Source organism: Adhaeretor mobilis, from assembly GCF_007741515.1.
Lineage (GTDB): Bacteria > Planctomycetota > Planctomycetia > Pirellulales > Lacipirellulaceae > Adhaeretor > Adhaeretor mobilis.
On the sequence record NZ_CP036263.1, the window covers coordinates 1,417,800 to 1,430,660 of the forward strand.

Sequence of the window (12,861 nt, forward strand, 5' to 3'; positions counted from 1 at the left end):
TTGCGGCTTAGCCATTTAATAGGGCACCGTTATACTTCACGCATGGCCTCTAAGGAACCAACACCCAACGATTCGCATCCCGACGCCCGAGCCGCTTCGCGCCGCGAATTCCTCAAGGGCAGGGCGGCCCTCTCGGCACTGGCAGATAAGGCCAAGCAGATGGCCGATGCAGCCACCGCTTCGTTCGAAGTCGCATCCGGGCAGGAGCCTCAGCGATCTCGACCCCAGGAAGTCACTTTGCTGGAAGTCAGTCGCCGCGCGATGGCTTGCGACTTTCAGGTGCAATATCACGCAGCGGACGGGCAGAGGGCAACGGGACCCATACTGGACTCACTGGACTTACTGGAAGCGATTGAAGCTCGGCTCACCATCTATCGCGATACGAGCGACGTGCTGGAGATGAATGCTTCGGCAGCAACGGCACCCGTGGAAGTCGAGCCGCGACTGTTTCAGTTACTCCAACTATGCGCCTGGTTGCAAGCGGAGACCAGCGGGGCATTCGATATCACGAGCGGGCCGTTATCCAGAGTTTGGGGATTTCTCAAACGCGAAGGCCGCGTGCCGGCAGAACTAGAAATTTCCGAGGCTCTAAAGAGTACAGGTGGCGACGCGATTCGGCTAAACGAGCAGGACAGCACAATTGAATTTTTGAATCCCCGATTGGAAATTAATTTGAATTCCATCGGCAAGGGGTATGCGATTGACCGTTTGGCAGAGCAACTGGCAGGGCAGGGCGTCGATGATTTTCTCTGGCATGGTGGCCGCAGTAGTGTGCTGGCTCGCGGTAAGAATCGCTCCGACAGTCACGAGGCTTGGACCGTGGGAATTCGCGATCCGGTGCATCCTGAGAGGCGCTTGGCGGAGATTCATCTACGCAATCAGGCTCTGGGCACTGCTGGAAGTGGCACCCAGTTCTTCGAGCATCAGGGGCGTCGCTACGGGCACGTCATCGATCCTCGCACCGGCTGGCCGGCTGAAGGCGTCTTCACGGCTACCGCGATTGCTGAGACAGCAGCAGAGGCCGACGCGCTCGCTACTGCGTTCTACGTGCTCGGCCCAGGGGGTACGGCAGAGTACTGTGCAGCCCATCCAGAGGTAGCTGCCTTGTTGGTTTGCCCACCGCTAAGTGAATCGACTGAGGAACTCCCTTTGGAAGTGCATGCTTTCAATTTAGCGGATGATGCCTGGACGCGCTGCCCATTGCCCTGAGGTTAGGTAAAATATAGTTTTTTCCCACAAGATCGCTTGCCGATAGTAGAATAGCGGTCCCACCTCTCGGCCCGCCTCAACCTAGTTCGCTGTCGCAGCACCCTGTTGTGATTGGCCCGTAGTAATTGGCCCTTTGTGATTGCTTCGCTATTTCATCCCGGTAGCTATCTTGGCATCATCCTGTTTCTGGTGCTGACCGGGTGCGGTATGCCGATCCCCGAGGAAGTGGCGATCGTGATCGCCGGCGTACTAAGCTCTCAAGGGAAGTTGGAGCCAGAGCTCGCCTTTGGAGCGTGCCTCCTGGGCGCACTGCTGGGCGATGCGGTCATGTATGCCATCGGCTACCACTTCGGGCATACGCTCATGGCCAAGCACCCGAAACTCTCAAAGCTCATTGGTGCGAGCAAAGAAGAGCAATTCGAAAACGCCGTGACCCAGCACGGTTTCAAAGTGCTGATGCTCTCGCGTTTCATGGTGGGCATTCGTGGGCCCGTTTACCTGGCGGCAGGCACGGTTCGCATGCCGTTCCGGAAGTTTCTCGCCTGGGACCTCATCGCCGCTACCTCCGTGGTTGGCCTGTTCTTCAGTGTCTCCTACGTATGGGGCGAGCCGATTACCGAGTGGATCAAGAGTGCGGAGTGGTATCTCACGCTCGTTGTACTGCTCGTAGTGGGACTGGTTACGCTCTTCTTGTTGCGGCGAAACCGCAAGCGCATGCTGGAAAGAATGTTGGAAGAGGATGAGCAACAAGAATCGCCAGAAGCGATCAGTAATGATGCGGATGAGCAAAAGCGTGAAGCATCGTAAGGCACTCAACCACCCAGTGTAATGGGACCAACTTTCAGCCTTTCAGTCGCACACAGCTCAAGAATTTGGGTGGCAGCGACACTTTCTCCAAGTCTTGTTTATCCACTCGATTGAGCACGCAAGGGAGAAGTGTCGGTGTGCACAGCACAGGAGGCATTTCAATACGGCGTGCGAGAATGCCAAGGCCTCTTGCCGCAAGCGGCCCCGACACGTGTCCGAGCGATCCGCCAGAGAAAGCAATCCTTTAAGCGGACGAAGTGTCGCGGCTACCCGGATCAATGGCATGAAACGCAAACGACAAATATTTAAATTACAGGCTGTTAGTCCCACCACCAAGTACCACCATCGCGCACAGTTTCTCCGATAGTAGATTGAATCTTCGCGAGTGCATCGCTTTCACCGGGACTAACTTCCATCCGCTGGGCGGCATCAACCCACACGCCGCCACTTACTCCGGCAATGATATGTCGCCGGCGAATTACTCGGTGGTTGATGACCGTTTCCACGGTGCTGGGAGTCCTTACCCCTGGCAGTCCCATGCGTGTTGTATCAACCAGCAGGCTGGGCTGCCAGTGGACACGCTCCACAAGGCCTTGAGATCGAATCACTTCAAGAACGAGCGACAATTCAAAGAGCCGTTCCAATTCGCCGTACAGTGGGTACTTCTCCGTTAGTGCCCGATAGTTCTTCGTGAAAGACTGAGCAAAGCGGCGGTTTAACGCATCCGACTGGCCCGTGTGAACGCGCTCGCCGCGGGCAGCAAGCAGTTCGTTCTCACTCAAGACTTGCACGCACGACTCCGGCAAAGCGAATACGCTGCTGTCTTCGTTCGTAAGAACTGTCGATGATTTGAGCGAGAACCACCAGCGCAGAATGCTCATCGGTGGGGCCGTGCCATCGGCCTGCAATTCAACCGTGTCGAGGTAACTCTCCACCCCCGCTGTCCCCTCCGCGAGGCCCATGCCGACGAGTTTCATGTGATAATCGGCCAGCAATAGAAGCCGGGCGACGCGCGTGTTCGGGTCTACGTGATAGAACTCCACATCCTGCGCGCCCAAGTTGTCGCGCAAACCGGCTAGCCAATCTCCACGCCCACCAACCGCTAGCGGTTTAGCCGCACTGGAATTCAAGAACTCCTGTGTGCGTGCGAGTGCTTCCTGTCGAGGAACGATTGAGCAGCCCAGCGGCTTGCCGCGAAACTGCACTTCACGACGCCACAAGGAAAGCAAGTCGTCGAGACGAACCACTGGGCGGCCTGATACCGAGCTCACCAGTCGTCCGCCGTCATCGATTTGCCAATCACCAGCCGGTCCAGCAATAACCAAATCGCCCGTGGCATTCTCGGAAGTGGGCGGATAGGCAATCACATACTCAACTCGCTGCAAGCCTGCGAGCGTGAGCATCGCTTCTTCCAGCGGCAGCTTTTCTTTCTGATGACGCGCGATCTCTGCTTCTAACCGTGGCAGTGAAACATACCGTAGCTTGCTGCTCTGCCGCGCATCGTGCTCGGCACTAATATCTAATTCACTCAGCGGCGGTGCCTTCGCAACGACTCTTGCAAGAAGCATCTTTTTCTTGGTTGCTGAGAATTTCAAGCTCCCACGCGCATCGACCCACACACCGTTAATATTAAAGGGTCGAATTGTCCCCTCGCCTGTGCCATTTTCTTCCCAGGTATCGGGCTCGACGGTTGATTGAATCAAATCGATAAGCGTATCGAAGTCCGCATTGGCTGCGCCGCCTTGGCCGTTCCTGCCTAGGACGTTCGCCGCTCCTCCGCCCTGCCGGTTTTTTCCCAAAGACCCTGCATTTGCCGGCGGACCTTGTTGAAAAGCACCAGGTTGGGCTGAAGCGGGGGGTCCACAGACGGTGACGAGTGCCAGCGCCAGCCAGCAGCGCAGAACTCGACAGATAAGGAGGGAATTCATGGTGTGAGATTCTCCGCTGTTCCAAGGGTGCCTCACCAATTCAGAACGAACGGAGAGACTCAGCCGCAGGGTTCCGGACCTGCTGCCGAGATCTGAGTATCGCGGAGTCGGCCAATCGTGTCCAGCTTTGTGAAAAATTTGCAAGAGAGAGCTTGTAGAACTGTCGTAGGGTGTGTTGAGAGGAGCGAAACGCACCCTGCAACAAAAACATTAACCACAAAGTACACAAAGGACACGAAGTAAGCTGTCTTCGTGTCCTTTGTGTGCTTTGTGGTTATAGGTTTGATCCTTGGCAACCCTGGCGATAAATAGACCAGTTGTCGTTAAACGCAGCGCGCAAAAAAAGACGGCCCCATCGCTTATGGTGCGATGGGGGCCGTCTTGTCGTTTTACATCTTGAGAACTCTGCCCGTTCTCATGGGCGTTTCACTTCTAGCAGAGTCTGATAGAGGGGAAACTCAGTTGCAGCCGCAGCTTGGGGCAGCGACAGCGCAACCGCAGCTTGGCTCACAAGCGGAAGCACAACCGCAGGAGGCTTCGCAGCAGCTAGGAGCACAGCAGCACTTGGCAGCTTTGCGGGCAGCACGACGAGCGCGGATGCGATCGCACAGGCTTGGCTTCTTGCAGCAAGGCTCGCAGCAGCTTACTTCGCAACCGCAGGAAGCTTCGCAGCCACATGCAGGAGCGGCACAACCGCAGCTTGGCTCACAGGCCGAAGCGCAACCGCAGGAAGGCTCACAAGCCGACGCACAACCGCAAGATGCTTCGCAGCAGCTAGGGGCACAGCAGCACTTAGCAGCCTTGCGAGCAGCGCGACGAGCGCGGATGCGATCGCAAAGGCTTGGACGGCAGCAGCTTGAAGCACAGCCACAATCCATTGCACATCCACAGCTTGGCTCACAAGCCGAAGCACAACCACAGCTTGGCTCACAGGCCGAAGCACAACCACAGGAAGGCTCACTGCCGCAACCGCCACCAAACAGGCCAAACGCACTTGCGTTAGTCGCGCTGCTCATCGCGATCACGAGGCCGAGGCCCAGCGTCGTAACAAAATTCTTCATTGGTAAACTCCTTAAGGAAGGGGGGGAAACTGTGTTGCCATCGTTGGCAGTCCTGCGTCTCGCCTGCGCCGCTGTTAGGGGAGTGCGCCAGTGCGATCTTCGCAACGCAAGAGCAGCCAGCCCGAGGGCTAACGCTCCATTGGATACAGATAGGTTTCGTCAACCTAAAGAGAAAACCTTCACCACTTTCGCCCTTTTGCCTGGTCGGCAAGGTCACCCGGGGCGATCTGTAACGATTGTGAAGGTGGCACCGGTTTCTGGTAGCTCGTGCGACCTGTTTCACACGTAGTTAGCCGTCGAGCTGGTCGTCGCGTGCTCGACGGACAGTCCGTACGTCGACCAAGGTCGGCGCCTAACGGTGCGTGGTGAGTACCCGGCGAAACTTCCAGCTACCGGGTGTGCGGAAGTGAGCGACAGCACGGGTGAGTAGTGGGGCGCTACTAATGCCAGCCCGCTAGATATTGCTCGGCGAGGTTGTACCGCCAAAGCGCCCACGGATCAGGCCAGAGGCACCGATCTACTAATTGGTCCGCGCAGCGAACCGTATCTGGCTGCGGCTATATGTGCACGAAGTTTGCGGCGTATGCGGCGAAACACGAGGCATATCGTGAGGCTTATTTACTTGATTCTAAACGAATCAAAAAAACGCTGCAGGTCGGCCTCAATTTCCGATCCCTTAATCGCTGTTGTGGCCAAAGTAAATTCTTTGCCATTAGATTGCAGAGTAATGGTTCGCATCTGAAAAGTTAATTCATCTGCATCGATTTCAAGGACAACTTCGTATGCTTCCTTACCATCGAGACGGAGTTTCCGAGAGGAGACTTTTCGCGATGCTTTCTTCAGTAGTCCCTGTTCCCACTCTGGCAGCCCTTCTGCGAAAGTGCTACCATTCTCCAGCGATGGCATTATCAACACCGTGAATTGGACCGCAAGTTCTTCATTGATGGCTATCAGTTGGTAGGAGTCGGGAACACCTGGAAGTGGCCCATCTTTCTCAATCCTTAGATCTTCTCGATTTGGGATATCAACAAGAAATGAGTTGCGAAGTTGCTCTGGGTGCTTTACGGAGGAACCTGCTGTTGATGATTCGTACGGTATAGTTTTCGAGAATGCCGAAAGATTTACAATCGCGAACAGAAGAGAAACGCCAAAGAAAACTTTGGTGGATGACCTAAGATTCCTCATGCCACGCCAGAGACGCGAAATGGCAACCACAATCGCCGGCATTAGCACCACCTTTGCAGCCACAGAGCCCAAGAGTTCTGATGGGCCAGATGTCTCTCGGATTCCATTTGCATAGCTAAAGACGAGGTTCGCTATCAATGCAATCCCAGTCAGAATTAGAAGTAGAGCACCAGGCTTTGCAGTTTCTCGCTCATCGCTCATTTTGCCGAACTCTTTCGTTCTAAACAGCCGTGCAACCCAAAGGTAATTAACCGGAGATATCAAGTGTTGTGGTAAGCTATTCGCATGGACACAGTTTACCTAGAAACCACCGTCGTTGGTAGCATCGCGGGTCGCATTCATCCGCATCCCGATATGGCAGCGCGTCAACGGAAGACTCGCCTTTGGTGGGCGACTGCTCCAACGCTTCGCCGCGTGGTCATATCGCAACTGGTGCTCGACGAATGCTCCGCCGGCGATCCTTCGGCTGCACAGGAGCGGCTGGACGAAGTGTCCAGCCTATCGAAGCTAGATATTACCGACGACGCTCATGAACTTGCGGATGCATTGATGGCAGCAGGAGCGATTCCTACCAGTGAGCCGCGAGATGCCTTGCATATCGCCATCGCGGCAACCAACGGTGTACAATATCTAGTGACCTGGAACTTCAAGCATATTGCGAATGCGACGTTGCGGGAACGCATTTGTGATGTATGCCGTGAAAATGGTTTTGAACCGCCAGTAATCTGTACTCCCGAAGAACTCGCAGGAATGACCGATGACCCCTAAATCACCAACCGAGGACATCCGAGACGCTCGGCATCGCCTCGCTGCCAAATTCGACAATGATCTCGACCGCATCGTAGCCGATTTGCGTCGCCAACAGCGTGAGTCGGGCCACGAATACATAACGCTACCGGCACGTCGGCCTGAGAAGGCATCAACTACGCCCGAGCAGCAGTCCTAACCGCAGCCGCCCGCAGCGCCGCCAAGTACGGCACCGGCTCGTTGCCGAGTGCATTCAACACCGTACCGCCCGCGGTGAACACGTGCGTGGCCCAGCTCTCTTCACCGTACTTCTCGAGCGCTTTGCCGCCCTCGCCGCCGCCGACGTAGACTTTCACGCCGCCGTCGGTCATCTTTTTGAGTTCGGGGATGAAATTCTTTGTGCCGGCTTCAAAGCGTGGGTCTTCGAACATGCCGAATACGCCGTTGTGGAAAGCGACGGCACCATCGGGGTTGTTGGCGACGAACTCCGCGACTTTTTCAGTGAACAGCGCGCTCGACTTAGGGCCGATGTCGAATTGTTGATCGCTCGGCTGGAGCACATCCTTCACCGAGCCATCTTCGATGACCGAATCGACGGGCACCACAAATACGATGCCTTTCTCGCGGCCTTCGCTAACCATCTTTTTCGCTTGCTCGACACGATCGTCAGGGATGAAGTAGGGCTTGTCACTGTGGGCAGGGTCTTCAGCAGCACCAATGCACACGGGCTTGCCGTCAAGCTGGCCGATCGCTTTTCGTAAGACCATCGCCAGTGAACCAGCAGCGAACACGCGCTCGATCGAGCCGCGGCTGATCATCGCTTCCAGATCGTCCAACTTGTCGATTTTCAAGCCGCTGAACACCACGAGCTGCGTCTTCAGGCACTCGTTCATGGGGCCTTCAAACTCGCTGGCGATATACTTCCCCAGGGCTACGCGATCCATCGCTGCGGGCACCACGGTGCTGGAGGCATCCATCGAACCGGCCGAGAGGGCTTCGTTCACGTAGACTTTGGCAATCTTTTCCGCCATTTCGTTGGCGAACTGCGAAAGTGGTTCGGCCAATTTGGCGGCATCCGCGGGCTCGGCTTTCCAAAGTAGTCGTTCGATATCGTACGCACGTGTATTTTCCAACAGCAGTACGGCACCGTTATCAGCCTCAGCGATTTGTTCTTTGACGGCGGGCGAGACTTCGCGCGACTCGTCGTTCCACCAATCCTTCACGAGCGTTACGTCGGTGTCGAGCAGCTCACTCAATCGCCCGGCAACTTTGTCGAGCGAACCTTCCGGCTTGCGACCGATGTGACCAAACAGTACAAGCTTCCAGCCACGCTCGCGACCGTAGTTGAGCGTATCGACCATCGAACGTAGGCGGATGTCGCCTTCGCCCACTTTGTCACCCGGCTTGGCATCGACATCCGCGCGGATGAGCACTGGCGTGCCGGCGGGGACATCGGCCAGCGAGTCCAGCTTGGGGATTTCAGCAAGGTAATCATTAAGGTCGAGATCAGGGTTCGCCTCGCGACCGGCGAGGAGCATTTCGATCCAGGATTGCATGTCTTTTTGTGTGACTGGCATGGTTGGAAGCCTTGTATTAAGTGAATGCTATTTCGTAGTTGTTTAGCCGCGGAGCTTGCTGCGTGCTCGGCGTTGGAATCGTTCGCAAGTATCAAACCGCGCGGCGACCAAGGTCGACGGCTAACGGGTGCGTGTGATGTTGGTTACTCTTTCTCTGCGCCTTCCTTCTCTTGCTTGGCGTTTATTTGGGCGGCAGATTGTACCTTCCAAGCGGTGAGACTCTTCGAGCAGCTGACCAACAATATGGCAGAGTCACCGTCGTTTGTCACATCACCCTGGGTCCTACCGCCTGCCATGGCCAGTCCGGTGAGCTCTTCGCCGTAGGAGAACGTATCCACAAGTTGTCCCTCAAGCGTTAACCAATGCATCGAGCCATCCGCCGCCGCTGCTAGCCAGCCCGGTTTGCCGCCCGGCAGACTCACTGGTTGAATTCGCGACACTTGCTGTGCGTACTCACCAGGCGGTAAGTCGTAGGTCCATAGCTCCTCGCCCTTGGCCGTGAAGCCGATGACTCGGTACTTGTTCAAGTCATCGACCACCAGCCCGCACATTGGCGGGTCGGCTTCGGCCGCGTGATCGGGATGCAAAGCTACGTACATGAGCGAATGCTCGGCCACTTGCACCGGTTCACCCCGTTTGCCATCGAGATCTAACGGCAAGATGTTGCCGCGATCGCTGGTACACCAGTAATGCGCGTGATTGTGACCGGTCTCGGGGAGCTCTGCGATTTGTACCACTTGCTCTAGCGATCGCTCGGTCCACAAACGTTTCCCACGAATGTCGGCTGCCTGTACTCCCAGTCCGCCCCAGTAACCGACCAACAGCGTTGGCTGGTCGTCTTCTGCTTGGGAAGTGAGAATTGCATCGCCAATGCCTGGGTGCCGTTGCGTGGGGAAGGCGAGCACATGTTCCCACTGGTTGTTGAAGAGATGCGTTTTCTGCCAACCTACTCCGCCGACAAGCGTCCAGCGGCGCTGCTGGGCATCCACGGTAGTTCGCAAGAAGCCGCCCGCTTGCTCCGTGTTATCAGGCAATTCGTGTCGTGCGACCACTTCACCATCCAGGCCGAACTCAACTACCTCTTGCCCACCGTCAAGCACGAGAACATGCCCCTGCTGGTCGCCACCACTATTGGAGAAGTCAACGACCGACAAATTCCCAGGCCGCTCTAAGTCCTCCTTCTTGCTCGACCACAGTTCGGTAAGAACCAGCTCTTCCGGCAGCTTCCGTTTGGCAATTTCTGCTCGCATGACTTCAACGTCAACCAGTTTCTTGTCGATGGTGACTGACTCAAGACGTTTTTGGTAGTCGTTGAGTGTCACCTGATACGCATCGCGTTCCTTTTCAGCGAGGTTGTCTCCATCGAGAGTAGCCTTCACCACGGAGACTAGTTCGTCAGCCGTGCGATGCAAACCAATGCGGATGTATTGCAAGCGTCCCTCCTTGTCCAGGAGCAGCGTGGTAGGAGTCACTCTCACTTTCAGGTTCTTATAGGCACTGTCGGTCGTGTCTCGCAGCACAGGCATCTCGGTACCCCAGTTGCGAAGCGTGCTCTCGACCTTTTCGTTAGAAACTTCCGGCCGATCAGTGCTCACGGCGTACATGGCGACGCCTTCGTCCTTGAGCTGCTGGTAGGCTTTCTCAAGCACGGGCGTTTGTTGTTTACAAGGCGGGCAACTTGTGAACCAAATGTCGAGCAGGGCCGGTTTCCCTTTCAAATCGTCGCGGGTGACTTTTTTGCCGTCGAGCGTGACAAACTCAAAATCGTCGACCTCTTCGCCGAGAAACTCTGGCGGCCCAGGAGGTGGGGGGAGCAGGAACTGCGATACGAGACGCGTTCCTTCGGGCACCTCACGCTCGAAGGCATTACGCTTGATGGGCACGTCCAGCACCTGGTTCAAGTAGTCAATCCAGAAGCTCGACTGCGTCAGGTCGTACCGCGTAGCCAGTGGGTCGTTGATGCTCTCCGAGGGAAGTTCCATACGATGCAAGTAGTAAGTCTCGGTGTCGATCCACAACACACGCTTGCCCGCTGCGGTATCGTAGGCCACGCGATAGCACTCGCGGTCGTTTAGTTCTTCCAAACCGAGTCGATACGGTTTGCTATCTCCCTCGAAGAGTGGCGGTGCGTTTTCTGTTGCAGGTTCGCTGACTTCTCGCTTGGAACTCAGCAGCATTGCCAGTGGCGGATGCATTTCGCCACCGGGAAGGTTGTCTGCTAATGCCTCTCGTAGTTGTGGCTCGGGAGCGAGGTTACCAGCCGTTAGCCGGAGCGGAGCAACGGTCTCATAGATTTGATTCGGGAAGAGGCTGGCCGCTGCGCGGAGCACGGTGCCGTTAGAAACAAGTTCAAACGACATGGGCTCAGGTACTAGAGGAGAGATCGTCTCGTAGGAAAACCGCAAGAGGTTGGGTCGCTTGTAGGCAATCGCAATCGATTCGTGCGGAAGTTCCCGCTCGACGCCTTCCCCACGAACCACATACTCCTGAACGGTTTCGGCGTTGACCGAAAGGGAATCCGCAGCGGCGTAGGTTGCTTGCATCTTCGCCACGATATCCTTCGCGGCAGGCCCTGGTAGCGTCTTCTTACTCGAATTGGACGCCTGTGTTGCGTTTTTGTCGGCGCAACCAGCGGTGGCCACAGTAACAAGTGCCAAGATTGCGCAGTACTTACGGCAAGTCGCCAGTGATGAAAACTGTGTCATGCGGGTTGTCCTTAACCAGGGGCAAGCAATGCGGAAGCCGCTAGTGGTTGAAAATACTGGTCAGAGAATTGTGGGAGCTGGTTCGTTTTCAGTGGTTCCCCGGCACTTGACCAGAGGTGAGTCCTGCGCGTCAAATAAACAAGCTGAGACTAGCAGCAGTAAGTCCCTAAAAATACCAGAAGCGGTAAGCAAGGCAAAGTGGACGACGGCCACGGGCCAAGTCAGACAACTCCCCCTGCCTACCTGTGTTAACGCATTATTTGGATGAGCCTCTGGATACGAGCCATCCTCTAGCTAGACCAATTCCCAGCCGAACGATGAGAGCATGAGCCTGAAGATTCACTATGGTGAGCAGAACTCCTGCCAGTTAAGCAGCGATACGGTTTCGGTTGTCGAACCAAGCGATGCGAAATCGCTTCCCAAGATCGCCGAAGCCGTTCGCGCGGGGCTTGCCAAGCCCATTGGCTTTCCACCACTGGTGGATACGACTGTACCTGGCGATACCGTGGCAGTGGCCGTTTCGCAGCGCATTCCGCAGGCCGAACAAGTCGTACTGGGCGCGATTGCCGCGCTCATGGATGCTGGGGTCGAGCCGCGCGACATTGCCGTAGTCACCACGGTGAAGTTCAGCGACGAGGCGACTCTCACTCAGGGCATCGACGAACTCTCGGCCGGTGGCGTGCAGTTTGTACTGCACGAGCCCCACAAGGTTTCTGAGGAGAGTGTTTCCGAGGGCAGCGTTTCCGAAGACAGTGCTCCTGAGAAGAATGTTACCGGGCAGCAGGAGGAAGCTACCGCCATGGTGGGTATCATGAGCGACGATCAGCCGTTGCGCTTCCATCGTATTATCGCGGAGGCTGACTTCGTGCTGCCGATCGGGTTGAGTGAACCGCAAAGAGCTGTCCACGCTGAGGCAACGATGCAAGCGAGCAAGTTCGCGTCTCTCTATCCTGAATTCTCCGACGCCGCCACAATCGCCCGGTTTAGCAAGAACCAAAACAAACCGGCACCCAAGTCGCGTGAGAAACTCTACAAGCAGCAAGAAGAATCAGGCTGGCTATTGGGCGTGCTGTGCATTGTGCAAGTGGTGGCTAGCAAGGGGAATGACATCGCGGCTGTATTTGCCGGCGATGCTATCGACGTGACCAAGGCAGCCACGCAGCACAGCGAAGCAGCGTGGTGTCCGGTATCAGAGCAGCAAGCGGATCTTGTGATCGCCGCCGTTAGCGGTACTCAACAGCAAACCTGGCAAAATGTCGCCCAAGCCATCCATGCAGCCGAACGGCTCGTTTCGCCCGGCGGGGCGATTGCCATTCTCACCGAGTTGAAAGAAAAACCTCGCGGCGGCTTGCGGCGTTTGCGCAATGCCGATGACCTAGCCGAAGTACAACGGAAGCTCGTGCGCGATGAAGACGAGTACGCGGGTCCCGCCTTGCAGTTGGCTCAAGCTCTCGAAAACGGCCCGGTATTTCTGATGAGCAAACTCCCACTAGCGGAAGTCGAGTCCCTGGGAATCACGCCCATCGCCAACGAAACAGAACTTCAGCGATTGGTGAGCAATCACGATAAAACGATTGTCATCGAAGAGGCCCATCGGCTCGTGCCGCGCTTGGCAGGTGACGCGTCGGCTACTAGCAACTAG

10 protein-coding genes are annotated in these 12,861 nt (G+C 56.2%); 5 read left to right on the forward strand and 5 right to left on the reverse strand.

What is annotated here, in order from left to right:
- The first annotated feature begins 42 nt into the window (after positions 1-42).
- Positions 43-1,209: an FAD:protein FMN transferase gene (locus tag HG15A2_RS05570; RefSeq protein WP_145058636.1), complete on the forward strand. Its 1,167-nt coding sequence runs from the start codon at positions 43-45 to the stop codon at positions 1,207-1,209.
- A 111-nt stretch (positions 1,210-1,320) separates the two neighbouring features.
- A complete protein-coding gene (locus HG15A2_RS05575; RefSeq protein WP_145058638.1) occupies positions 1,321-2,016 on the forward strand; it encodes a DedA family protein in 696 nt (231 codons plus the stop codon).
- Positions 2,017-2,336: 320 nt separating this feature from the next.
- On the opposite strand, the gene HG15A2_RS05580 is transcribed toward HG15A2_RS05575, so the two are convergent.
- The 3 genes from HG15A2_RS05580 to HG15A2_RS05590 all read right to left on the reverse strand — a co-directional run bounded on the left by HG15A2_RS05580 (position 2,337) and on the right by HG15A2_RS05590 (position 6,391).
- Entirely contained in the window at positions 2,337-3,944 is a 1,608-nt protein-coding gene (locus tag HG15A2_RS05580; RefSeq protein WP_145058640.1) for a DUF1598 domain-containing protein, read from the reverse strand.
- 643 nt (positions 3,945-4,587) lie between these two features.
- The gene (locus tag HG15A2_RS05585; protein ID WP_145058642.1) at positions 4,588-4,938 is read right to left on the reverse strand and encodes a hypothetical protein; all 351 of its coding nucleotides are present in this window, start codon (positions 4,936-4,938) and stop codon (positions 4,588-4,590) included.
- Positions 4,939-5,623: 685 nt separating this feature from the next.
- Complete coding sequence (locus HG15A2_RS05590) at positions 5,624-6,391, reverse strand: DUF998 domain-containing protein (protein ID WP_145058644.1); 768 nt, start codon at positions 6,389-6,391, stop codon at positions 5,624-5,626.
- A gap of 84 nt (positions 6,392-6,475) precedes the next feature.
- Between HG15A2_RS05590 and HG15A2_RS05595 the strand changes: the two genes are divergently transcribed.
- Together HG15A2_RS05595 and HG15A2_RS05600 are read left to right on the forward strand one after the other, a co-directional pair.
- On the forward strand, positions 6,476-6,958 hold the full coding sequence (locus HG15A2_RS05595; RefSeq protein ID WP_145058646.1) for a type II toxin-antitoxin system VapC family toxin: 483 nt from the start codon (positions 6,476-6,478) through the stop codon (positions 6,956-6,958).
- Positions 6,948-7,136 (forward strand): hypothetical protein, encoded by a 189-nt coding sequence (locus tag HG15A2_RS05600; RefSeq protein WP_145058648.1) that lies wholly within the window; start codon positions 6,948-6,950, stop codon positions 7,134-7,136. Before HG15A2_RS05595 ends, HG15A2_RS05600 begins: the two co-directional genes overlap by 11 nt.
- On the opposite strand, the gene pgk is transcribed toward HG15A2_RS05600, so the two are convergent.
- Together pgk and HG15A2_RS05610 are read right to left on the reverse strand one after the other, a co-directional pair.
- A complete protein-coding gene (gene pgk, locus HG15A2_RS05605; RefSeq protein WP_145058650.1) occupies positions 7,114-8,514 on the reverse strand; it encodes a phosphoglycerate kinase in 1,401 nt (466 codons plus the stop codon). The genes HG15A2_RS05600 and pgk overlap by 23 nt on opposite strands.
- 143 nt (positions 8,515-8,657) lie before the next feature.
- Entirely contained in the window at positions 8,658-11,219 is a 2,562-nt protein-coding gene (locus HG15A2_RS05610; RefSeq protein WP_145058652.1) for a redoxin domain-containing protein, read from the reverse strand.
- Between the two features lie 325 nt (positions 11,220-11,544).
- Between HG15A2_RS05610 and HG15A2_RS05615 the strand changes: the two genes are divergently transcribed.
- On the forward strand, positions 11,545-12,861 hold the full coding sequence (locus HG15A2_RS05615) for a nickel-dependent lactate racemase family protein (RefSeq protein WP_145058654.1): 1,317 nt from the start codon (positions 11,545-11,547) through the stop codon (positions 12,859-12,861).

Bases quoted from the DNA above. Each gene is read 5' to 3' on its own strand.
- HG15A2_RS05615 (WP_145058654.1), top strand. From the start codon at position 11,545: ATGAGCCTGAAGATTCACTATGGTGAGCAGAACTCCTGCCAGTTAAGC.
- HG15A2_RS05595 (WP_145058646.1), top strand. From the start codon at position 6,476: ATGGACACAGTTTACCTAGAAACCACCGTCGTTGGTAGCATCGCGGGT.
- HG15A2_RS05600 (WP_145058648.1), top strand. From the start codon at position 6,948: ATGACCCCTAAATCACCAACCGAGGACATCCGAGACGCTCGGCATCGC.
- HG15A2_RS05590 (WP_145058644.1), bottom strand. From the start codon at position 6,391: ATGAGCGATGAGCGAGAAACTGCAAAGCCTGGTGCTCTACTTCTAATT.
- HG15A2_RS05610 (WP_145058652.1), bottom strand. From the start codon at position 11,219: ATGACACAGTTTTCATCACTGGCGACTTGCCGTAAGTACTGCGCAATC.
- HG15A2_RS05580 (WP_145058640.1), bottom strand. From the start codon at position 3,944: ATGAATTCCCTCCTTATCTGTCGAGTTCTGCGCTGCTGGCTGGCGCTG.
- pgk (WP_145058650.1), bottom strand. From the start codon at position 8,514: ATGCCAGTCACACAAAAAGACATGCAATCCTGGATCGAAATGCTCCTC.
- HG15A2_RS05570 (WP_145058636.1), top strand. From the start codon at position 43: ATGGCCTCTAAGGAACCAACACCCAACGATTCGCATCCCGACGCCCGA.